The sequence below is a fragment of the Stomatobaculum longum genome, from assembly GCA_000242235.1.
Classification (GTDB): domain Bacteria; phylum Bacillota; class Clostridia; order Lachnospirales; family Lachnospiraceae; genus Moryella; species Moryella longum.
The window spans coordinates 131,402-152,290 of sequence record JH590862.1 but is presented as its reverse complement, the minus strand read 5'-3'; the positions used below and the strand labels follow the sequence as shown (position 1 = coordinate 152,290).

Below are 20,889 nucleotides of genomic sequence, written 5' to 3'. Positions count from 1 at the left end.
AAGAGAATGAATCCGACAAAAATTCGCTGCCCGAACTGCGGGAACAGCATCCTGGTGAAACAGAGCGGCAAGGTCAGTTGTCCGTCTTGCGGGACGGCGCTCTATGTCGAAGAAAAAGACAAGGCAGTGCAGATCAATGTGAATCTCGGGGGAGCGCCGAAACCGAAGGAAAAGCCGGGCGCGCTGCTGTTCTTCTGCGCAGCGCTCACGGTGCTCCTCTGTGTATTCATGATTTTTCTGCCGCTTCTCGACCGACTGTTCCGAAAGAAAGAGACCAAGGCAGCGGCAAAGTATGCGACAACTTTGACTGATCCGGTGCTCGGCACAGTGCTGTCGGAGGTATTTGGGAAGGACGCCGCCGCGCTTACCGAGGAGGACTATCAGCGCGTCCGGGCGCTTGCGTTTAACAGATCGAACAGTGACATCCTGTGGGCGAAGGTGACGCTCGACGATGCGAGCGAAACAAGGGTCCCGCTGGTGCACGACGATAATATTGAAATCGACGGAACCGCACTGCAGGTTTTTTCAAACCTCGAGGAACTCCGGGTGTTGACGGACGATATCACCCTTTCGTTTTCATCGGAGCAGTACGCCAATACGCTCGGCAATTTAAAAAAGCTGAAGGTACTCTACCTGCAGAATAACAGTAATTTTTCCACCGGTCCCGCGGGGCTCGCAAAATTGGTCGCAGATCCCGCGGCCATTGAGGAACTCGGCGGCGTCATGCTCTACGATGCGGACGATGTCGACACCCTGGTCAGACAGTTTCCCGCGCTGAAGACCTTGTATGTCGGCTACCGCGGGGAGAAGATCTCGCTGTCGGGGCTAAAGGCGCTCGGACAGCTTGAAACGCTCGGAACAGCGCTCTCCACCGACGGAAACGAAGACCTGCTCGAGCTGAGCGGGGTGAAGAAAATGGAGCTCGGAGCCTCGGCGCAGGGAGACGGCATCAAGGATTTCCGGTTTCTCTCAAGTCTCACGCAGCTTGAGAGTCTGACGCTCGAAAATGCCTATGAGATGAAGAGTCTCAATGTGCTGGAGCCGCTCGGCAATTTGCAAGAACTCCGTATTTCGAACGGCAGGGAACTGCGCAGTCTGGAGCCGCTTCGCGCACTCACAGGTCTCCGTTCGCTGGACATCGGCGATAGCACGGAACTCACGGATTTGAACGCGCTCAGCGCCTTGACGAAACTTCGAAAACTCCGCGTCGCCAACGCCGATTGGTCGGTGAAGGGAACACTGCCTGACCTGAGCGGTCTGACCGCACTCGAAGAGCTCGAAGCCAGCGAAGAGGATTTCGCGCAGTTTGCGCCCTGCAAGAGCATAAAAAAACTGACGCTCTTCATGAACCGCTTCGGCGACAGCGCGGATTTTACGGCGCTCGCAGGCCTCGATCAGCTGGAAGAGCTGTATCTGAATTTCGATAAAGACGACGAAAAGCCGGTGCATATCGAGAGCCTATCGGCCCTGCCCGCCCTTCGGAAACTGACCGTCGTTGGCGAAGACGGACCGCTGCCGCTGGGGGCGTTTCCGCAGGTCACGGACATCACGGTAATCGGAAACAATATTGTGAGCGCTATGAGCACAGACGCACTCCGAATTGATCCGGCGCCCGACGGCGAGAATACGGCGCTTACGCGCCTCAGCATCATCGGTTTTCAGGGAGGCATCCAAATCGGCGGTTACGGGAGCGAGACCAAAGACTCTGCGGCGCTTTCGGTTCTCTCGCACTGCACGGCGCTCCGTGAACTCCGCCTGAATCACTGCGGACTCACCGATCTTACGTTTGTAAACGCAATTCCGAATGTCGAAGTGCTGGATATCGTCGGAAACCGCATCGAGGATATTTCCCCGCTCACGGCGCTCTCAAAGCTTCGCGCGCTTTACTGCGCTGACAATGACATTCAAAATATCGCTGTTTTGCAGGGCAGGGGAATTTTATTGCTCGAATAAATATCACTTTTTGCAAAACAATACTTGCACAGAAAAAGAGAGTTTGCTATAACTCTTTATAAGGAATTGCTTGTATAAAACAGGGCGTTTGGAATAGAAAAAAGGAGATAGAATGCTGAACCCGGGAATCAAAGGACATCAGGAAATCACGGTTGAGGAAAAGGATCTTGCCATTCATGTCGGTAGCGGCACGGTCCATGTGCTCGCGACGCCGATGATGATTGCGAATATGGAATACACGTCGGCTGCTTCGGTCGAGGAACTGCTCGGCGAGGGCAAGACGACGGTCGGTGTCAAGGTGGACGTGAGCCATGTCGCTGCGACGCCGAAGGGCATGAAGGTGACCTTTGACGCAGAGCTTTTGGAAATCAGCGCAAACGGCAAAATTCTCACCTTCCATGTCGAGGCGCACGATGAGTGCGGGCTGATCGGCGAGGGAACGCACCAGAGAGCAGTTGTGGATCGGGTGCGTTTTGATGAAAAAACACAGGCAAAACTCGAGAATAAATAAGAGAAAAAGGTCTAGAGGAGGAAACAAAATGGCACGCACAAAGGGCGCAAAGAACAAGCCGACACTCAGTGTCACCGAGAGACTGCAGAAGGCAAATGCGGAACTCACGGAGCTTCAGGAGGCAGTCAAGGCAAAGAAGGCCGAGATTAAGGAGCTGAAGAGGGAAGAGAAGAGCGAAGCACAGCAGGTCATCATGAAGGCCATTGAGGAGAGCGGCAAGACTGCCGAGGAAGTCCTCGCGATGATTCAGAGACAGTAAACCGGAAGCGGAAGCGGCGTTTGCGTCGAAAAGCAGACAGAAAAGCGCTGTGCTATCAAAAAAGAACAGAAGAAAGCCCCCGCGGTAACCGTGAAAACGGTCACCGCGGGGGATTTTTAATCTCCGGCTACCCAGAACCGCTGCGAATCCTTTGCTTATGAAGCCCGGCTGGCTATTGGGACATCGGCGCGAATGCCGCGGAAGTTTGCAAACAGGAGATGCTTCGGTGTGCGTGTGCGGCCCGGCTGTGTCAAGCTCAGATGAGCGTCTGAAATTCGATTTCCTCGAGCGACCAGACCATACTGTCGGTCTGCACGAGAGCGCTCTTACAGAAGGGGCAGATGCGGGCGTCGGCGCGCTGCAGCGGAGCGCCGCAGTGCGGGCAGGAGATGCCGACAATTTTCTGATAGCCGCTTTTCACATTGACGCTCTGGGCGTGGACGAGGACAGAGGTGACGCTGGTCTCCACCCGGTGCGGGGCAGCGAGTGCAGCGGCGCGCGCCTTGCCTTCGCTTTTTTTGACGGACTCGCCCGCCAGGGAAGCGAGAAAGCCGACGGAGCTGACAATGCGGATTTCGGTCAGAGTCGGCAGATTCTTATAGTCCGCAATCGCGGTCTTATGAATCACAATGTCGGAAAAGCTGCGTGTCAGCCCGTTCATACGGTCATCCTCGATGGCGAGGCGCACACGCTCCCGAAGACTCTCGGAGGGCGAGACGAGCTTGCTTAAATCGAGTGCCTGTCTGGCCGCGAGCACCGAGACTAGGCGCTTTTCAATCGCAATCCGTTCTTCCGGCCAGTTGAACGCCGGGAAATCGCGGTTGATGGTCGGCAAAAAAAGCTTGGTCATGTCCGGCACCGAGCGCTCGGTGGGACCCAGTTTTTTGCTCTCCTCGGCCGCGCGGAGCAGGGAGCGCAAATCGCGGAGAAAACCGGTAAATTCGCCGAGCGGGCGCCGGAAAATCCATGGAATCAAAAACAGAACCACGAGCACTGCGAGGAGCGGGCGCAGCGCAAGAAGGATCGCAGGTAAAGTCATAGAAGGCCTCCCGAAAAATAGACAAAGCAGTTCGCTTTGGTGTGACCAGTATAACATAAAATGCTATACTATGCGGGAAAGAGAGGTGTAGCGCGTGCGGGAAAAACGGGAGAACCGGGTGGTCGGACAGACGAGGCAGATGGACAGGGGGCTTTTCAGACGACCGCTGGAATTTCATCCGGTGCGCCGCAGTGCTCTGATCGGCGCGACGGTCGCGCTGCTCTCTCAATTTTATTTTAATGTGATCAGCAGTGATTTCCGCATCTCGATTGCGGTCGTGCTCTTGCCGGTCCTCCTGATGACCATGGGAGCACAGATACACAGTCTCTCGGTCTGTGGGTTTACGGCGCTCATTGTCTTTTTGTTCCGCGTACTGGTAGCCGTCGGGAGTCACGGCTACACGGGCAGCCGCATTTGCCAGCAACTTCCGGGTGCGCTGTTCTATGTCTGCTACGGGATTTTATTCCGCCTGCAGATTCCGAATAAGCGCATCACGACCTTGCCGCGGGTCGTCACAGCGGTGTTTTTCTGCGATCTGCTCGCGAATGTCGCCGAACTTTTGCTCCGCGCACTGTTGCTCGGCACGGCGGTCAATGCGGAGCGGGCTCTGTTTGTGCTGTTTCCGATTGCGCTGCTCCGCGCGGGGCTCGTACTTCTCGCGCTGGTCATGGATCGGCAGTACCGGGAACTACAAGTCAGGCATGAGCAGGAGAGCCGCTATCAGCGACTCTTCCTGATGATCACGGGGTTAAAGAGCGAACTCTATCTGATGCGGAAAAATTCCGAGGAAATCGAGCGGGTCATGGGCAATGCCTATCACCTCTCGGAGGAGCTCCGCGCCCAAGCACTGCCCGAGGAGATGCAGCGCCGCGCGCTGGACATCGCCCGCGATGTCCACGAAATCAAGAAGGACTATCTCCGCATCATCAGAGGGCTTGAGGAGACCGCGGAAAATGAGTACGACGAGGACCACATCTGCTTTCGTGAGCTCATGGAAATTCTGGATGCGACCTCGAACGGGGTGATCCGCGAGAAGCAGCTCGATATCCGGCTGATTTACGATTGCCGAGACGATTTCCTGACACGGGAACACTATGCGCTGATGACGGTGTTCAAAAATCTGGTCGGCAATGCGATTGAGGCCATCGAGGGCGACAGCAGGCGCGGCACGATTACGGTGTCGGAGCGGCAGGCGGACGGCTGTTATCTCTTCGCGGTCTCGGACAACGGTCCGGGAATCTTGCCGCGCAAACTGGACAAGATTTTCCGCCTCGGCTATTCCACCAAGTTCGACGAGCGGACCGGCAACATCTACCGCGGCGTGGGACTCGCCGGTGTCAAAAACATGGTGGAGGAACATTTCGGCGGCACCATAGCGGTGCGCTCGGAGCCCGGTAACACCTGCTTCTCCGTGAAAATTCCGGCAGAAGCAATCGCATATACGGAAGAGGAGAGGGCTGTTCATGGAGAGAGAACTTAGAATTTATATCGCGGAGGATGACGTCGGCGTGATCGATACCCTCCGCGATTTTATTGAGGACCAGGGACTCGGAGAAGTGGTCGGCAGCTCCGAGGATGACGGCGGCGATGCGCTGCAGATTGCGGCGCTGCAGCCGGATTTGATTCTGATTGACTTCCTGATGCCCGGGCAAGACGGCGCCGAACTCGTGCGCCGTCTCCGCGAGAAGGGCTGCCGCGCCAAATGCATCATGCTCTCCCAGGTCACGCAGAAGGACATGATCGCAAAGGCCTATGACGCGGGGATTGATTTCTTTTTGAATAAGCCGATCAATATTGTGGAGCTTCGCGCGGTCATCGGCACCGTCGTGCGGCAGCTCGAAAACGAGAGAACCATAGAGGCGCTGCGCCGCGTGCTGTTTTCGGGTCAGCAGGCAGTGCCGCAGGACACGGATGAGGAGAGCCGGCGGAAAATCAACAACATACTCGCAAGTGTCGGCATGGCGGGCGAGAAGGGAAGCGCGGACATCCTGAATCTCTGCCTCTTTGTGAAGCGGGAGCAGAAGTCGCTGCAACAGGAGAGTATTCGGGAGCTCTGCTCCGAGCTCTCGGACAATCCGAAGAGCATGGAACAGCGCATGCGCCGTGCGATTGCGGTCGGTCTTACGAACCTCGCGCACCTCGGACTCGAGGATTTTTTGAACGAGAGCTTTACGCGTTACGGCAGCACGCTCTTCCGCTTTGAGGAAGTGCGCGCGGAGATGGATCTGATTCGTGGTAAAAAAGACTATGGCGGAAAGCCATCTATTAAGAAATTCATCGAAAGCCTTATGCAGCTCGCCGAACAGGATAGTTGAATTTGAACGGAATTTGTGAAACTTCTTGAAACTTCTTGAAGCTCTATTTTATAATATAGATATCGGTTATCGGCATGGGCGGAAGGACCGGGTAAGAACCCGCACCGTGCCGACAGGGGGAAAAGGAGGTTTCTATGCAAACAGTAAAGCTTGATATGTATCAGGCGCTTGCAATCGCAGTCATCATGCTGCTCATCGGCCGCGAATTGGTCGCGCGGATTGAGTTTCTCCGTCGCTACTGTATTCCGGCACCGGTCGTCGGCGGACTTGTCTTCGCTATCGTGCACGCGGTGCTCCGCGGCACCGGCATCATGGAGTTCGACATGGATGTCACCCTGCAGAAGGTCTTCATGACCGCATTCTTCTGCTCGGTCGGATATATGGCGGCCTTCGGTATGCTGAAAAAGGGCGGTATCGGCGTCATTTTGTTCCTCGGTATTTCCGCGGCGATGTGCGTGATTCAGGATCTGGTCGGCGCGATCGGCGCAAAGGCCTTCGGCCTTGACCCGCGCATCGGTCTCGCGATGGGTTCGATCCCGCTGGTCGGCGGCCACGGAACTGCAGGTTCCTGGGGTCCCTTCCTCGAGAATCTCGGCGTCGCAAATGCGACGACGGTCGCAGTCGCAGCCGCAACCTACGGCCTGATTTCGGGCTGCATGATGGGTGGCCCGATCGCGTACGGTAAGATTAAGAAGTTCGGCTTAAAGTCGAAGGGCCTGAATGCCGACGGCGCGAAGGAAGCACATCCGACCACAACGGTCGATGTCTCCGCGGACACCGCAGCGCTCGATGAGGACAATGTCCTGAACGCAGCGCTCTACATTGTCGTCGCGGTCGGCGCGGGAACTGTGGTCTCCTTCTTCATCGGCAAGGTCCTGACGATGCCGGCTTACATCGGCGCGATGATCGTCGGTGCCATCATCCGCAACATTCAGGAGGCGCGCGGCGTCAAGATGCCGATGGGCGAGATGAATGCGCTCGGCAATGTCTGCCTGTCTCTCTTCCTTGCACTCGCAATGTGCAACCTGAAGCTCTGGCAGCTCGTGGACCTCGCGGTTCCGATGATTGTCATTCTGCTGATTGAGACTGTCGTCATGTGGTTCTACGCATCGATCGTGGTCTTCAATGTCATGGGCAGAGACTACGATGCTGCTACCATTTCGTCCGGTTTCTGCGGTTTCGGTATGGGTGCAACCCCGAACGCAATGGCAAACATGCAGGCAATCACGAACATCTACGGTCCGGCACCGGTCGCGTTCATGATTGTGCCGCTGGTCGGTTCGCTCTTCATCGACTTCGTAAACGGTCTGATTATCACGGGCTTCGCAGGTTTCCTGACGAGCTTCTTCCATCTGTAAGCTGTACGTTTTTTGCAAGCCGGTCGGCATATAACCCGGTATAGGCCGCCTATCGCTATCTACAATAACCAATTCGGGAAGACTGATAGCCAAGATTCAGGAAAAGTGTTACAATGGTTTCATCGTGAGTGGGTAATATATGGAAAACCTGCCACATAATTGTTTGTATCATCTTATTTTCTATAGGAGGAAAGTGACATGAGCAAGTTGAATCCGTACATTGAGAGAGTCATTGCTGAGGTTAAGGCGAAGAATTCGCACGAGCCGGAATTCTGCCAGACGGTCGAGGAGGTTTTCTCTTCGCTGAGCCCGCTGGTCGATGCTCATCCGGAGTATGAGAAGAACGCTATTCTCGAGAGAATGGTCGAGCCGGAGCGTGTCATCATGTTCCGCGTTCCGTGGGAGGATGATAAGGGCAACATGCACGTGAACCGCGGCTACCGCGTCCAGTTCTCGAGCGTGATCGGACCCTACAAGGGCGGTCTTCGTTTCGCTCCGAACGTAAACCTTTCCATCATTAAGTTCCTCGGCTTCGAGCAGACCTTTAAGGATTCGCTCACCACGCTTCCGATCGGCGGCGCTAAGGGTGGTTCCGACTTCGATCCGAACGGCAAGAGTGATGCCGAGATTCAGAGATTCTGCCGTTCCTTCATGGAAGGCCTGTTCCGCTTCATCGGACCGGATGTCGACTGCCCGGCAGGCGACCTCGGTGTCGGCGGCCGTGAGATCGGCTACATGTTCGGCGCTTGGAGAAGACTGACCTCCTCCTATGCAAACGGCGCTCTGTCGGGCAAGGACCCGCTGTTCGGCGGCTCCGCATTCCGTCCGGAAGCTACCGGCTTCGGTGCTGTCTACTACCTCGAGGAGGTTCTGAAGCACGAGAAGGATGAGATTAAGGGCAAGAGAGTTGCTCTGGCAGGCTTCGGTAACGTCGCATGGGGCGTTGCAACCAAGCTCGCTGAGCTCGGCGCTAAGGCTGTCACCCTGTCCGGCCCGGACGGCTATGTCTACGATCCGGACGGCGTTACGACCAAGGAGAAGATTGACTTCATGCTTGAGATGAGAGCTTCCGGCCGCAACAAGGTCCAGGATTACGCTGACAAGTTCGGTGTTCAGTTCTTCGCAGGCCAGAAGCCGTGGGGTCAGAAGGATGTCGATATCGTGATGCCGTGCGCAACGCAGAACGACGTTGACCTCGACGAGGCTAAGAAGATTGTCGCTAACGGCATTAAGTACTACATCGAAGTTGCTAACATGCCGACCACGAACGAGGCTCTGAAGTATCTCCTTGAGCAGAAGAACATGATCGTTGCTCCGTCCAAGGCAGTCAACGCAGGCGGTGTCTCTGTCTCCGCACTTGAGATGTCTCAGAACTCCGAGAGACTCTTCTGGGACGGAGAGGAAGTTGACAAGTGGCTGCACAAGATCATGAAGGGCATCCACGATGGTTCCGCAGCTGCAGCTGAGCGCTACGGCCTCGGCTACGACCTCGTTGCAGGTGCTAACCTTGTCGGATTCGAGAAGGTTGCGGACGCTATGATTAAGCAGGGTCGCGCACTGTAAGTTAAACCAAACAAGACTGAGGCGACCGGAACGCAAATTCCGGTCGCTTTTTTCTAAGAAACTGTTTTTGTACAAATAGGAGGAAAGTAGCGATGAAGTGCCTGATTACAGACGCTGTGTATCCCGGCATTGCCGAGGAGCTGAAGAAGTTCATGGATGTTAAGACTTCCGACGGGAAGCCGCTCTCCAAGGAAGAGATGATTCGCGAGATTGCGGATGCGGATGTGCTCATCATGCGCGTCGATCCGAAGATTGACCGCGATGTTCTGGATGCCGCAAAGAACCTGAAGGCAATCGGCGTCTGCGCAGTCGGTCTGAACCATGTTGATCTCGAGTATGCGAAGGAGAAGGGCATTCAGGTCTTCAACGCACCGGGTCTCAACGCAAATGCGGTTGCGGAGCTTACAATCTCCAAGATGCTCGACATCTCCCGTCACACGATTCCGGCAAACCAGGACGTCAAGGTCAACCACATCTGGGATAAGTACAAGTATGTCGGCAGAGAGCTGCGCGGCAAGACCCTCGGCGTGATGGGCTTCGGCCGCATCGGCCGCCGTGTCGCCGAGCTCGCAAAGGCTTTCGGCATGACGATTGTCGCTTACGATCCGTTCCTGAAGCCCGAGGACTTTGAGCGCGAGGGCGCAAAGGGCATGGGCATCGACGAGCTGATCAAGGTGTCGGACTTCATCTCCCTGCACATTCCGCTGACCCCGGAGACCAAGGATCTCTTCAATAAGAAGTCGATCGCAGAGATGAAGGACGGCGCAGTCGTGCTCAACATGAGCCGCGGCGGCATCGTCAACGAGCAGGATATGTACGAGGCACTCTGCGCGGGCAGAATCGGCGGTTACGCTGCCGACGTTATGGAGAACGAGCTCGCAGGCAGCGGTCTCAGCGGCAACGACGAGTTCCAGAGTCCGCTCTTCTCCTGCGACAACTTTGTCATCAGCCCCCACATCGGAGCGCAGACGGTCGACGCGTCGAGAGACATCGGCCTCCACATCATCGAGAAGGTCAAAGAGGTTATGAACCTCAAGTAAGAGTCCATACGAGTTTTACAGACGAGACAGCTGTCCGCATGTGCGGGCAGCTGTCTTGCGTTTGGCCGACAGAAAGCGTCACAGACAGCAAGGGCAGGTTCGGAAAGCGGCAGGGTGAGAAAGTGATACGCAAAAAAAATCTCAAAAAAATGCTAAAATGAAGTAACCAATCGGGGGACGCTTGCGTCTTATCTTATAGAGAAGCAAAACGGGGGAAGTTTGCATGACGGAACAGGAATTACTCGCGCTCTATGAGCAGCGGGATCAGAGGGCAATACAGGAGACGGAAGCTGCGTACGGGCGCTATCTTTCCAAGGTGGCGGGTGCGGTGCTCTCCTCGCGAGAAGACGTGGAAGAGTGTCTGAATGACACCTGGCTTCGGGCGTGGAACAGCATCCCGCCGGAAAAGCCGAAGTATTTCCGCGCGTATCTGAGCCGGATTGTCAAAAATCTGGCACTCAGCCTGTTTCGGAAACAGCATGCAGAGAAACGTTGCAGCGAGCAGTATCAGCTTGCATTGGATGAGCTCGATGAGGACGTACTCCCGACCGGCGAAAGCACCGAGGAGGCGGCGGACAAAAACCGCCTCGCGGCCTGCATTGACCGCTTTCTGGAAAAGCTCCCAAAGACGCAACGGATTCTCTTCGTGCGGCGCTACTTCTATACCGATTCGATTCAGGAAATCGCGCTTCGACAGGGTATGAGCGAGAGTGCCGTGAAGGTGAGTCTATATCGGATTCGCAAAAATCTGGCACTTGTCTTGAGAGAGGAGGAATTTCTTTGAGGAGTCAGGACATCATGGAGGCGGTTGCCAATATCTCGGAGGACTGGATAGAGGAGGCTGCGGAGCAGCCGTTACAACTGCCGGAACAGAGGGAAATCTCCGCGGATGAGAGCAAGGTGCGGCCGATCAGGCGCCACCGGTTTCGCTCGATACTCGGCGTTGCGGCGAGCCTCGCGCTGATTAGCGCGGTGCTGCCGAACTTAAACCGCACGACCGCCTACGCCCTGCAGAGTCTGCCGATTGCCGGTGCCTACTTCCGTCTGGTGACGGTGCGCGACTATACGCTCGCAGAGGGCGGGCACACCGCGACCGTGCAGGTCGGAGAAATCCAGCCGGAGAGCCAGAGCGGCACACAGGCTGTCCGCGCGGAAAAGAGTGCCGAGGAAGTGAATGCGGAAATACAGCGCATCACGGAGGAGCAGGTTGCCGCGTTCCGGGAGGAAATGGGGCGTGAAGGGTACTCGAATCTGGAGATCTCGACCCAAGTTGTGACCGACAGCGACGCGTGGTATTCGGTCTGTTTGACGCAAGTCCGGCAGAATGCCGACAGCGCGGAGGCAAACCGGTATTTTACAATTCGAAAGAGCGACGGGAAGCTGATGCAACTCAGTGACCTGTTCGCGCCGGGCAGCGATTATGTGAAGACGCTGAGTGAGGAAGTCAAGCGGCAGATGCAGGCGGAAATGACCGGAGATTCCGGAAAAGTTTTCTTCCTGAGTTCGGATATTCCGGAGGACGATTTTAAGGAAATCAAGAAGGACCAGAATTTCTATGTGAACAGCGAAGGCCGTCTGGTCATCTGTTTTGATGAAGGCGAAGTTGCGCCGATGTCGGAAGGAAGCCTACAATTTGTGATGCCCGAAAATTTGTCGGGTCTCGCAATGTAAATCCGAGAGAAAGGAGGACATGCCAGTAAGAAAGACAATCGTTGTATCATGCAACAAATGAGAAGCACAACCCCCAAGAGAAATAGAGCGCTCTCCCCCGAGCGCTCTATTCATTTGCAAAAAAGCGGCCGGAGCCGCTTTTTTGTTGCGCAAAAACCATGAACTAAAAGTACATATATAACTTGAAAATGATAACAAAATAAAATAAAGTATAACTATAGCATCGCGGAGGTCGCACAAAATTCGGAGAGGAGAACAAAGGATGGGTGAGCAGCCGGAAGCATTGCAGCTGGATCCGCAGCATCTGCGGGAGCGGGACTATGAGGCAGCGCAGGCGTATACCGATCGCTGTCCGGACCTCCCGCTCTTTACCGAGGCTTCGGACAAACAGCGGGAAGCGAGACAGGCCGCAAAGGCAGCAGAGCGGGAATCTCTGTTGCAGGGACTCTGCTTTTTGCCGGAGACGGCATCATCCCGGCAGGCAGAGCTGCAAAAGAGGAGCGAAGCGGCGGGGCTTTTTGCTGCGCCGCGCACGGTCAGCTATGTGCGGATAGCCGCAAGGGGAGAGGCAGAAAACAGGTTCCCCGGGTTCGCCCTCGCCGGATTTGCACTCCTCTGCTTCTTCTTTGGCCTCCGGCAGCTACATAGAGCCGGGCACCATAGACAGAGCGCCGTGAAAAAAGAAGAATTTGCGAGAGAGAACTTACAAAATGAATATAAAAACCGCTAAAAAGCACTGATATAGCGAGGGATATAGTAAATTAAATATACGAAGTGACTTGACTTATGTTTGTAAAGTTGGTAGTATTGTGCTGTAACCACTAACCGCACCAATGAGAGGAGTTAACAAATGGCAGGTCAGATTCGCGTCACACCGGAAACCATGCACGGCAGAGCAACCGAGTTTCGCACAGCCAAAGGAAACTTTGAACAGGTTATTCAGACCATGAGCAATCTCATCACGACGTTGCAGGATGAGTGGGAAGGCGAGGCGAGCCGACAGTTCGCCGCACAGTTTGAGTCGCTGCGTCCTTCGTTTAACGAGATGGGCGAACTCATCGAGAGCATTGCCAGACAGTGTGACGGCGTGGCAGAGGCGACCGAGAGACTGGACAGCGAAATGGCACGGAAATTTTCATCCTGACAGACTGTGAGGCGGGAGAGAGGGCAGCCGCCCTCTCTCTTTTTCGAGGGAGGTGAGCCTATGCAAAAAAGCCTGTATGCGGCCATGGTGGCTTTTTTTCTGTCGGGATTTGCGATGGGCAGCGGCTATACGGGGTTACAGAGCCGGGCAGCGCCGACGCCTGTCCGTGCGGCACAGTACAGCCGGCGGATTGCGGTGGTCAATCTGGATAACGGCATACGACGCGGCGAAAAGCATCTTTACTATGCGGCCGATGCGATGGAGTTTCCGGATACCGACTTTGTCTCTGTGAGCATGCCGGAGGCGGAGAGCGGTGTGCGGAGCGGTTATTATGCGGCGTATCTCGTGATTCCCGGAGACTTCTCCGAGAAGGTTGACAGCATCTCCCGCCATCCGGAGCAGGCGACGGTGCGGTATCGCCTCTCCGCGGAGCTGCCGCAGAGCGAGCGGGCAGAGTTGCAGCGGCGTCTCGACAGTTTCGGCGAGCGGATGAATCAGAATATCGTCTACCTCTACTTTCACGCGGTGCTCGGTGAATTTCACGGGGCACAGGATGCCGTGCAGACGGCGCTCCGAAATCAGGCGGAGGAGCTTAAGCATGTCAAGGGGCTCGGAAGCGAGCAGTGGATACAACACGCAGAGCTGCCGGAGCGCCCGGAAGAAACGGCGCCGTTTCAAAAAGCCGAACTCACCCGTCGCGCATACGATGCGCTGCTCGCCGAGAGCGAGCAGGAGGCGCGCCTCCTGACGCGTCTGCTGGATGAGCGGGAACAGCTCGAAAAGCGCATGGAAGAACTTGCGGAAGAGGGTGTCGCGCTGGAGGCCATCGGCGAGGCGGGGGAGCAGAAATTACAGGAGCAGCTTTCGCTCTACCGCGCTCGGATCGAAGAGAGTCGCGGTCAGCTCACGGAAAAGCTCGCGAGCAATTCCAATGCCGGTGTGATGCATACGACGAACTTCCTTTCGCGGACGGCCTCTGCGTCAAATGCTGTTTTTCTGGCGAGTCCCTCGGAGGCGCTGTCTCGAGAGGATGTGAGCTTCTGGCGCGAGGAGCGGAATCGGCTTGCGAGCGCTTCGGATGCGACGCGCGACGCGCTCCATGCGCTGGAGGGTGAACTCACACAGGAGACAGCCTTCCCCGAGGAGACGATGAAACAAATTGTCGCAAACGATATGGTTGCGGCCATGCGACAGCGGCGGGAGACGACACTCACGGAAATACGGCGGGAGAGCGAAACATTTTCGAACGCAATCTTCTCGGCCGAGCAGACAGAGGCCGACAGCAGAGCGCGCCGTAGTGCGCAGCGCGAGGCAGTGCGGCAGGAGCGGGAGCAGCTACAGAACAGCATACGCGAGGCAGATCGGGAACAGCGCGAGGCCAAGCAGCGCGCCATGCAGTACAGCGAAGCGCTGTATCGCGCGTTTACGACGGCGGAACAGGACAGCGAGTCGCGCGTCAAGGCGGCGGTCGGCGGCCTGCAGGAAAAACTCGGCGCGGGCGCGACGGAAAACGAGCGCCTGTTCGGAAGTTTTTCGAAGAAGCTGCCGCATACACGAAACGGCAGTCTGCCGAATAAGGAGAGTTATGAGAAGATGGCGGCACCGCTTGCACTGCGGGAAGAAAAGCCGGGAGATGTTCCGACAGTGACAGTGAACACAGTGCCGAAACCGCCGGAGCGCACAGGAAAGACAGCGGGACGGTTACAACCCTGGCAGGTAACGGTAGCGCTTCTCTCACTGCTTTCCGGTTGCGGCATGAGCTTTTATGCGCGGCGAAAGGGTTGAAAATCACGATGGAGATTATGATTACGGTGCGGGAGGAGACGCGGGAGGAGACGCTGATTCTGGATGACGGTCTCATGATACAGGAGACGCTTGAGCGTCTTGCGGCCAAGGGGATTTTCAGCCGACAGGCGGCGGACTGCTGCTATGTGCGCTCGCGCCTCTGCCGTGAAGTCCTCTGCACCGCGCAGTCCTTTGCAACAGCCCGCATTGCGAGCGGAGATGCACTCGAACTGATCTGAGGAGGAGAGATGGACGCGACAAGACGCATTTTTATCCGGAATGCAGAGTCTCGCGCGGAGAGAGAAAAGAGAGGATTGCTCGCCGTGAGCAATCCTCTCTTTTGTCCCTGCGAGATAGAGGAGGCGGAAAACGGATTTTTCTTTTGCTTTGTGACGGACGAGGACTGGCAGGACTTTGCGGCGGCTGCGGCACTGGAGACAGAGGAGAAATTCCGCCTGCTCGCCAACTGTGCTGCGCTCGAAGCCGCTCGTGCGCACTATTACTTTGCACTGTCTCCGGACAATCTGGTCTTTGACCGGAATTTGTGCCCGCGCATTCTGGTGCGGGATGCGGTGGCCGAAGAGGATACGAAAGAAGACTTCGTTCGCGCTTACCGGGCGCTGGCGGCCTCGCTGCTCTCGAAACGCCATACCTATGAGGACTTTTTGGCTGGCGGCGAGCGGCTGTTCCGGGCGGAAAAGCAGCTCTCGGGACTCGCGCGGCAGACCGATTCGAAGGAACTCTCGGCTTATTTTTCGGCGCAGTGGGAGAGCCGGAAAAAAAGACGCCGGGAGAAAACGGTGCAAGTCTCGCGGCAGCGTCTTCTTCTGAGTCGCATTGCACTTCCGTTGCTGAGCATCTCCCTGCTGGCACTCGCGGGCAGTTTCTTTTACTGGTATCGCATTCGATTCCGGAAGGCGGAGCGATTGATTGCGGCGGCAGAGGCCTATCTCCGAGAGGACTATCTCGCGGTCGGAGAGGCGCTCCGCGGGGTGAAGCCCGGAGAACTCTCGGCGGAAGGCAGATATATGCTGGCGCGCGCGAGCATCTTTACGGAGGGGCTTACTCCCGAGCAGCGCGAGCATATTCTGGCGGGGCTGCACCCAAAGAGCGATGAGGAGACACTGCGGTTCTGGATTTACATCGGACAGAACCGCTTTCCCGAGGCGCTCGATGCGGCAAAACGGCGCGGCGACTCGGAGATGCAGCTCTATGCGTTGTTAAAAGAAGAGAGCATGCTCGCCGGGGACCGCACAAAGAGCGGGCAGGAGAAAGAGGCAGAGGAACGGCGCATCGAAGCGGAAATCGAGACACTCCGGAAAAAGATGCAGCCGGAACAGGAGGAGACGAATGAAACGCTATCTGTACCTGCGGAATGAGTTGATTCTGGAGACACCGGCGCCGCTGCAACAGGAAGGGGCGTCTCTTCTCACCGTGTTGTCCGACGAGCAGTCTTACTATTTGCCGCGGGAGAAAGTTTTCTTCGGGGACAGTGCGCCCTGCCGACTGATCTTTCCGGAGAAAGAACTCTTTGCCGTGCTCTCCCCGGAAGGAGAATTTTCGCTTTACCGCGGCGAGGTCTACCGGAACGGCAGAAAGCTGGAGGCGGGGAGCGTGCGGCTCGAGATGGGGGACAAGCTCTTTTTCGGAACTGTGCTGCTCTGCTACCGGGGCGATACTTTACTTCTCTGCGGCAAGGGCGTTTTGTGCTCGCTCCCGCCTTGCCTCGCCGAGCCGAAGCTCCCGCCCGAGTTTCCGCTCTATGACCGATCGCCGCGGCGCCTGCCGCCGCCGATGCAAAAGAGCATTGAGCTTTTGCGTCCCGAGAACCTCCCGGAAGTACAGCGGGGCGAGCAGCTTCGTCGCCTCCTGATGCCGCTCGGCACAGTGCTTGTGATGGGTGGCACGGCCTTTGCGCTGGGGCGCGCCTCGATGTTTGCGCTGAGCGGCGGCACCGTGTTGCTCACGGTCTGCTTTGCCGTCATCGCGCTATTGCAGGGGAAAAAGGCCGCCAAAGCGCGCATGGCGGAGAGAGCGGAGGGCTATGCGGCCTATTTGCTTCGCATGCAGAAGCGTTTCTTTTCGCTTCGGGAACAGAGTATACAGGCCGCCCGGCTGACGGCGCCGGAGACCCGGGAACTGCTTTTGATGGCAGAGCGCTATGCGCCGCGAATTTATGAGCGCAGTCCCCGGGATGCGGATTTCATGTGCCTCGTGCTCGGGCGGCAGCGGCAGGCGGCGCCCTATGCCATACGGTTTTCGGAACAGGAGACCAGGCGGGAGCGGGATCCGCTCTGCCTCGAGGCGCTCGCCCTAAAGCGGGAATTTGAAACTTTACCGGATATGCCGGTATTTGTGAATCTCAGGGAGTCCCAGCTCGGTATCCTCGGCGCGCCGGAACTGTGCCGCGCAGTGCTATCGAATTATCTGTTCCGGCTCTGCTTTTTTCAGAGTTACCGGGATCTCTCGATTATTCTGCTCTGCAAAGCGGCGGACAGCGCGCTGCGGAGCGCCTTTTCCTGGTGTCCGCAGTTCGAGGGAAAGGATTTTCGGTGTAGCGGCATTCTGTCCTACACGCAGGAGGCCGAGACCGTGCTCGGCGGTCTTTTGCAGCAAATCAAGGAGAGAAAACGAAAGGCGGGGGAGGAAAAGAAAAGCGGATATTTTTTGCCGCAGTATCTGCTGGTCGCAGAGGATGCGAGCCTGCTCGCGGGGCACAGTCTCCTGTCCTATTTAGGCGAAGCTTCGCCGGAACTCGGCATTTCGCTGATTTACTGTGCCGAGCGGCGGGAACAGCTGCCGGAGAGTGTAAAGACCATAGTCTCGGTCGAGGGCGGCGGAGAAGGCTTGCTCTGTCTCAGAAACGGTCTGATCGCGACGGAGCGCTTGCGACTCGAGCTTCCGGATGCCGCGGCTATCGAGCGTGCGGCGCGCCGTCTCGCGGGGCTGTTTCATCGCCGGGATACGAGCGAGGAACTGCCGGATAAACTCGGTTTCCTCGAGCTCTTTAGCGCACAGAGTCCGGAGGACCTGCGGATTGCGGCGCGCTGGAAGAAAAACCGGGCGGCTGACGGGCTCGCGGCGCCGCTCGGGGTGCGCACGGCAGCGGAGACAGTCTGCCTAGATCTCCATGAGAGCGCGCACGGTCCGCATGCGCTGGTCGCCGGTACCACGGGCTCCGGCAAGTCGGAGCTCTTACAGAGCCTGATTCTCTCTCTCGCCCTGCAGTTCTCGCCGGAGGAAGTGGGCTTTCTCTTGATCGACTACAAGGGCGGCGGCATGGCAAATCTCTTTGCGGAGCTTCCGCACCTGCTCGGCACCATCACAAATCTGGACGGGAGCGACAGCTACCGCGCGCTGGTCGCGGTGAAGAGCGAACTCGCGAGAAGACAGCGGCTCTTCCGGGAACTCGGCGTCAATCACATTGACGACTACGGAGAGGCTTGCCGCGCGGGGCGAACCGGGGTACCGCTGCCGCATCTCTTTCTGATTGCCGATGAGTTCGCCGAATTAAAGGCTGAGCAGCCGGAGTTTATGGCGGAACTGATCTCGACCGCCCGCGTCGGGCGAAGCCTCGGCGTTCATCTGATCCTTGCGACGCAGAAGCCCTCGGGTGTGGTCAACGAGCAGATCTGGAGCAATGCGCGTTGCAAGATAGCGCTCAAGGTGCAGACCGAGGCGGACAGCAAGGAGATGCTAAAGACCGGGGACGCCGCGCAACTCACCAAGCCCGGCCGGGCTTATCTCCAGGTCGGCAACAATGAGCTCTACGAACTCTTCCAGTCGGCTTACAGCGGTGCTGCCTACCGGCGCGCAGGCGAGGCTGCCGACCGGCGGATTTACCGGCGGACGGCGCGCGGACAGCGGGAACTTCTGTGCCGCGCAGGGCGCGGCGAGACAGCGGAGCGCGAAGAGCTGAGCGAACTCGGCGCGGTGCTTCGGGAGATTTGTCGAGTTGCCGCTGCCGGAACGCTGAAGCTGCCGGAAAAGTTATGGCTGCCGCCGCTCCCGACCATGCTGGAACTGCCGGCGGCGGAGAGCGGCGCAGCGGATGAGACGGAAAGTCTCGCGTTTCCGCTCGGCTGTGCGGACATTCCGGAAGAGCAGCGCACAGAGATCTGCACGCACGACTTCCGGCGGGACGGCAATTTCGCAGTCTTCGGCGCGGGCGGAATGGGAAAGAGCACGGTCTTGCAGACTGCTGCCATTGCGCTCGCGGAGCGCTACCCGCCGTCGAGCGTTTACTTCTATCTTCTGGATTTCGGCGCGGGCGCCCTGTCGCTCGTGCGGGGCTTGCCGCATGTCGCGGATTATCTGAACTTTGATGAGACGGAAAAGCGAAAAAAGCTCATGGCACTTTTGACGGCCGAGGTAAAGCGGCGAAAACTTAGCGAGGCGACGGGACAGGAGACAGCGATTGTCATCTTTCTGGATCACTTCGACGCGGTCAAGGAGCTTGAGCCGGAACTGGAACCCTTTTTTATGCAGCTCGCGCGGGACGGCGCGGCGGTCGGTATTTATATGGCGCTCACGGCGACCAGACCCGGCGCGTTGCGCTATTCGCTCTTAAATCATATCAAGGATAAGATTGCGCTTTTCCTGCTGGATCCCTCCGAGGCGGCCGAGGCGGTCGGTCGGAGTCCGTTGAAACTCCCCGAAATCAAAGGCCGGGCGCTGGTACAGCGAGACGGTATCCATTTCCTGCAATGTTACCGGGCGAGCGCGGCGGAGAAAAAGGACTATGACACGGCAATCCGGGCGCGCTGCGAAGCCTGCGCGCGCGAGACGAGAGGCTGGCGGCCGACGCCGCTCGCCGTGATGCCGGAAGTGCTGACGCCGAATCTGCTTTGGGAGCGCTATGCGGCCGTCCGGCAGCCGTTTTCGTATGCGGCGGGACTTGACACAGCGGAGGTTTCACCGCGCACCCTCTGCCTCTACGGCAATCTCAACCTGATTCTCGGAAGGGCGCAGTGCGGAAAGACCAATCTGTTGCTGTTGCTCCATGCGGCCTATGCGGGACAGAGCTATGTGATCGATTGCGGCGGCGATCTCTATCCGCTCGCAAAAGAGGGCGATGCGCACTACGCGGACGATGCCGCGAGTCTCGCAGCACTCGGCGACCGTCTCGAGGAAGAAATCAAACAGCGCAGGGCTTCCTACGAAAACAGTGGGAAGACCCTGCGCATGCGGGAGTATTTCAGACAGGAAAAGGAACTCGCGCTCTGGATTGACGGGGCCGAGCGTTTTTCGACCCTCTGCCAGTCGAAGACAGCCTGGTGGGAGAATCTGCTCCGCGCGGCAATGGAGGTCGGAATTGCGATTGTTGCAACAGCCGCGAGCCCCCGGTTCAGCAGTTACGACGGCGTGAGCAAGTTATTGAAAGAGGCACAGTCCGGAGTGGTCTTCGGACCGCCCGATGAGCAGACTGTGTTTCGGGTATCCGGCTACCGGCCAAAGCCGCCGCGCGTTGAAATCGCACTTCTCATTGCAAAGGGGCAGGTCTCGGAAATTCAGATCCCGCTCGCGTTATCTTTACTGTGAGCGGTTGGTGTTCATTGCGGAGAGCTTGTCGTTCGAGAAGGTCAGCGCAAAGGAGAGACCGTCCGGGTCGGTCCAGGTGTAAGACGAAATGACCTGACCGGCAATGTAACTCGTGCTGACCGGGACGCCGTCGCCGCCGAGCAGCTCCTTGGCCTCGTCATAGCTCATCTCGGGTTTCAGCCGGTTGTAAGCGTCCATGGTCGCCTTCGCACTCTTGTCGACAATGACGCCGACCTGGGAGTAATTGGTCAGATGGTCGCTCTCAAATGCGACGGTGACAATTCCGGCGCCGTCTTCGCTCGTCCAGTTGTAGCTGCCCTTTGCGGCACCGGCGGTTCCGGCGCGGCCGAAGAGCTTTTCGACCTCGGCGTAGCTCATATCTTTCTTGAGCGCGCGGAAGGCGGTCGCCATGGCCGCATCCGGCGCCACAGTGACCGCCTGACTGCCGTCTGCGGCGTCGGACGCGGCTGCAGCGCCGCTTTCGCTCCCGGCTGCGGAATTTGCCGATACGGAACTTTCGGCTGCCGAAGAGACTGCACTGCTCTCCGCGGTGCCGGGGTCTTTTTTGCCGCCGCAGGCGACTGCGAAGAGGGAGAGGGAGAGCGTCAAAGCGAGGATTAATTTTTTCTTCATATTCAGGACTCCTTTCAAAAAAATGCGGTGGAAACTTAACAATTCTTACAGTGCTCCTATGATAGAATCATACTCGA

Annotated in this window: 18 protein-coding genes; 16 read left to right on the top strand and 2 right to left on the bottom strand. The window is 57.4% G+C overall.

Translation table 11 applies throughout. The features are described 5' to 3' along the window. Positions 1-6: 6 nt before the first annotated feature. From HMPREF9623_RS03570 to HMPREF9623_RS03560, 3 genes are all read left to right on the top strand, one after another. Positions 7-1,953, top strand: a complete 1,947-nt coding sequence (locus HMPREF9623_RS03570; protein WP_009532529.1) for a leucine-rich repeat domain-containing protein — start codon at positions 7-9, stop codon at positions 1,951-1,953. 112 nt (positions 1,954-2,065) lie between these two features. After that, positions 2,066-2,464: a thioesterase family protein gene (locus tag HMPREF9623_RS03565; RefSeq protein WP_009532528.1), complete on the top strand. Its 399-nt coding sequence runs from the start codon at positions 2,066-2,068 to the stop codon at positions 2,462-2,464. Between the two features lie 28 nt (positions 2,465-2,492). Next, positions 2,493-2,723 carry a hypothetical protein gene (locus tag HMPREF9623_RS03560; protein ID WP_009532527.1) on the top strand — a complete coding sequence of 77 codons (231 nt, stop codon included), beginning with the start codon at positions 2,493-2,495 and terminating at the stop codon, positions 2,721-2,723. Between the two features lie 256 nt (positions 2,724-2,979). Here HMPREF9623_RS03560 and HMPREF9623_RS03555 read toward each other — a convergent pair whose 3' ends face one another. After that, positions 2,980-3,762 (bottom strand): zinc ribbon domain-containing protein, encoded by a 783-nt coding sequence (locus tag HMPREF9623_RS03555; RefSeq protein WP_009532526.1) that lies wholly within the window; start codon positions 3,760-3,762, stop codon positions 2,980-2,982. Positions 3,763-3,856: 94 nt separating this feature from the next. On the opposite strand from HMPREF9623_RS03555, the gene HMPREF9623_RS03550 reads away from it, so the two are divergent. The 13 genes from HMPREF9623_RS03550 (at position 3,857) to essC (ending at position 20,179) form a co-directional block, all read left to right on the top strand. Next, positions 3,857-5,242 carry a sensor histidine kinase gene (locus HMPREF9623_RS03550; protein ID WP_009532525.1) on the top strand — a complete coding sequence of 462 codons (1,386 nt, stop codon included), beginning with the start codon at positions 3,857-3,859 and terminating at the stop codon, positions 5,240-5,242. Further along, positions 5,226-6,077, top strand: a complete 852-nt coding sequence (locus tag HMPREF9623_RS03545; RefSeq protein WP_009532524.1) for a DNA-binding domain-containing protein — start codon at positions 5,226-5,228, stop codon at positions 6,075-6,077. Before HMPREF9623_RS03550 ends, HMPREF9623_RS03545 begins: the two co-directional genes overlap by 17 nt. Before the next feature lie 134 nt (positions 6,078-6,211). Continuing rightward, positions 6,212-7,435 carry a sodium/glutamate symporter gene (gene gltS / locus HMPREF9623_RS03540; RefSeq protein ID WP_009532523.1) on the top strand — a complete coding sequence of 408 codons (1,224 nt, stop codon included), beginning with the start codon at positions 6,212-6,214 and terminating at the stop codon, positions 7,433-7,435. 198 nt (positions 7,436-7,633) lie between these two features. After that, positions 7,634-8,998, top strand: a complete 1,365-nt coding sequence (gene gdhA, locus HMPREF9623_RS03535; protein WP_009532522.1) for an NADP-specific glutamate dehydrogenase — start codon at positions 7,634-7,636, stop codon at positions 8,996-8,998. Positions 8,999-9,090: 92 nt separating this feature from the next. Continuing rightward, the gene (locus HMPREF9623_RS03530) at positions 9,091-10,038 is read left to right on the top strand and encodes a D-2-hydroxyacid dehydrogenase (RefSeq protein WP_009532521.1); all 948 of its coding nucleotides are present in this window, start codon (positions 9,091-9,093) and stop codon (positions 10,036-10,038) included. 223 nt (positions 10,039-10,261) lie between these two features. Beyond that, positions 10,262-10,822: an RNA polymerase sigma factor gene (locus tag HMPREF9623_RS03525; RefSeq protein WP_009532520.1), complete on the top strand. Its 561-nt coding sequence runs from the start codon at positions 10,262-10,264 to the stop codon at positions 10,820-10,822. After that, entirely contained in the window at positions 10,819-11,709 is an 891-nt protein-coding gene (locus tag HMPREF9623_RS03520; protein ID WP_009532519.1) for an RsiV family protein, read from the top strand. Before HMPREF9623_RS03525 ends, HMPREF9623_RS03520 begins: the two co-directional genes overlap by 4 nt. 262 nt (positions 11,710-11,971) lie before the next feature. Next, positions 11,972-12,439 carry a hypothetical protein gene (locus HMPREF9623_RS03515; protein WP_009532518.1) on the top strand — a complete coding sequence of 156 codons (468 nt, stop codon included), beginning with the start codon at positions 11,972-11,974 and terminating at the stop codon, positions 12,437-12,439. A 120-nt stretch (positions 12,440-12,559) separates the two neighbouring features. Continuing rightward, positions 12,560-12,853, top strand: coding sequence for a WXG100 family type VII secretion target (locus HMPREF9623_RS03510; RefSeq protein WP_009532517.1), 294 nt, complete (start codon positions 12,560-12,562; stop codon positions 12,851-12,853). A 60-nt stretch (positions 12,854-12,913) separates the two neighbouring features. Beyond that, the gene (locus HMPREF9623_RS03505) at positions 12,914-14,638 is read left to right on the top strand and encodes a hypothetical protein (protein WP_009532516.1); all 1,725 of its coding nucleotides are present in this window, start codon (positions 12,914-12,916) and stop codon (positions 14,636-14,638) included. After that, the gene (locus tag HMPREF9623_RS03500; protein ID WP_009532515.1) at positions 14,635-14,877 is read left to right on the top strand and encodes a hypothetical protein; all 243 of its coding nucleotides are present in this window, start codon (positions 14,635-14,637) and stop codon (positions 14,875-14,877) included. The genes HMPREF9623_RS03505 and HMPREF9623_RS03500 overlap by 4 nt, the downstream gene beginning before the upstream one ends. 9 nt (positions 14,878-14,886) lie before the next feature. After that, positions 14,887-16,017: a type VII secretion protein EssB/YukC gene (locus HMPREF9623_RS03495; protein WP_009532514.1), complete on the top strand. Its 1,131-nt coding sequence runs from the start codon at positions 14,887-14,889 to the stop codon at positions 16,015-16,017. Then, positions 15,989-20,179: a type VII secretion protein EssC gene (essC, locus tag HMPREF9623_RS03490; protein ID WP_009532513.1), complete on the top strand. Its 4,191-nt coding sequence runs from the start codon at positions 15,989-15,991 to the stop codon at positions 20,177-20,179. Before HMPREF9623_RS03495 ends, essC begins: the two co-directional genes overlap by 29 nt. Here the strand turns inward: essC and HMPREF9623_RS03485 are convergent. Then, positions 20,171-20,812, bottom strand: a complete 642-nt coding sequence (locus HMPREF9623_RS03485) for a hypothetical protein (RefSeq protein ID WP_009532512.1) — start codon at positions 20,810-20,812, stop codon at positions 20,171-20,173. The genes essC and HMPREF9623_RS03485 overlap by 9 nt on opposite strands. Between the last annotated feature and the right edge of the window lie 77 nt (positions 20,813-20,889).

Bases quoted from the DNA above. Each gene is read 5' to 3' on its own strand.
- HMPREF9623_RS03510 (WP_009532517.1), top strand. From the start codon at position 12,560: ATGGCAGGTCAGATTCGCGTCACACCGGAAACCATGCACGGCAGAGCA.
- HMPREF9623_RS03555 (WP_009532526.1), bottom strand. From the start codon at position 3,762: ATGACTTTACCTGCGATCCTTCTTGCGCTGCGCCCGCTCCTCGCAGTG.
- essC (WP_009532513.1), top strand. From the start codon at position 15,989: ATGAAACGCTATCTGTACCTGCGGAATGAGTTGATTCTGGAGACACCG.
- HMPREF9623_RS03495 (WP_009532514.1), top strand. From the start codon at position 14,887: ATGGACGCGACAAGACGCATTTTTATCCGGAATGCAGAGTCTCGCGCG.
- HMPREF9623_RS03560 (WP_009532527.1), top strand. From the start codon at position 2,493: ATGGCACGCACAAAGGGCGCAAAGAACAAGCCGACACTCAGTGTCACC.
- HMPREF9623_RS03565 (WP_009532528.1), top strand. From the start codon at position 2,066: ATGCTGAACCCGGGAATCAAAGGACATCAGGAAATCACGGTTGAGGAA.
- HMPREF9623_RS03505 (WP_009532516.1), top strand. From the start codon at position 12,914: ATGCAAAAAAGCCTGTATGCGGCCATGGTGGCTTTTTTTCTGTCGGGA.
- HMPREF9623_RS03515 (WP_009532518.1), top strand. From the start codon at position 11,972: ATGGGTGAGCAGCCGGAAGCATTGCAGCTGGATCCGCAGCATCTGCGG.
- gltS (WP_009532523.1), top strand. From the start codon at position 6,212: ATGCAAACAGTAAAGCTTGATATGTATCAGGCGCTTGCAATCGCAGTC.
- HMPREF9623_RS03485 (WP_009532512.1), bottom strand. From the start codon at position 20,812: ATGAAGAAAAAATTAATCCTCGCTTTGACGCTCTCCCTCTCCCTCTTC.
- gdhA (WP_009532522.1), top strand. From the start codon at position 7,634: ATGAGCAAGTTGAATCCGTACATTGAGAGAGTCATTGCTGAGGTTAAG.
- HMPREF9623_RS03570 (WP_009532529.1), top strand. From the start codon at position 7: ATGAATCCGACAAAAATTCGCTGCCCGAACTGCGGGAACAGCATCCTG.
- HMPREF9623_RS03545 (WP_009532524.1), top strand. From the start codon at position 5,226: ATGGAGAGAGAACTTAGAATTTATATCGCGGAGGATGACGTCGGCGTG.
- HMPREF9623_RS03525 (WP_009532520.1), top strand. From the start codon at position 10,262: ATGACGGAACAGGAATTACTCGCGCTCTATGAGCAGCGGGATCAGAGG.
- HMPREF9623_RS03530 (WP_009532521.1), top strand. From the start codon at position 9,091: ATGAAGTGCCTGATTACAGACGCTGTGTATCCCGGCATTGCCGAGGAG.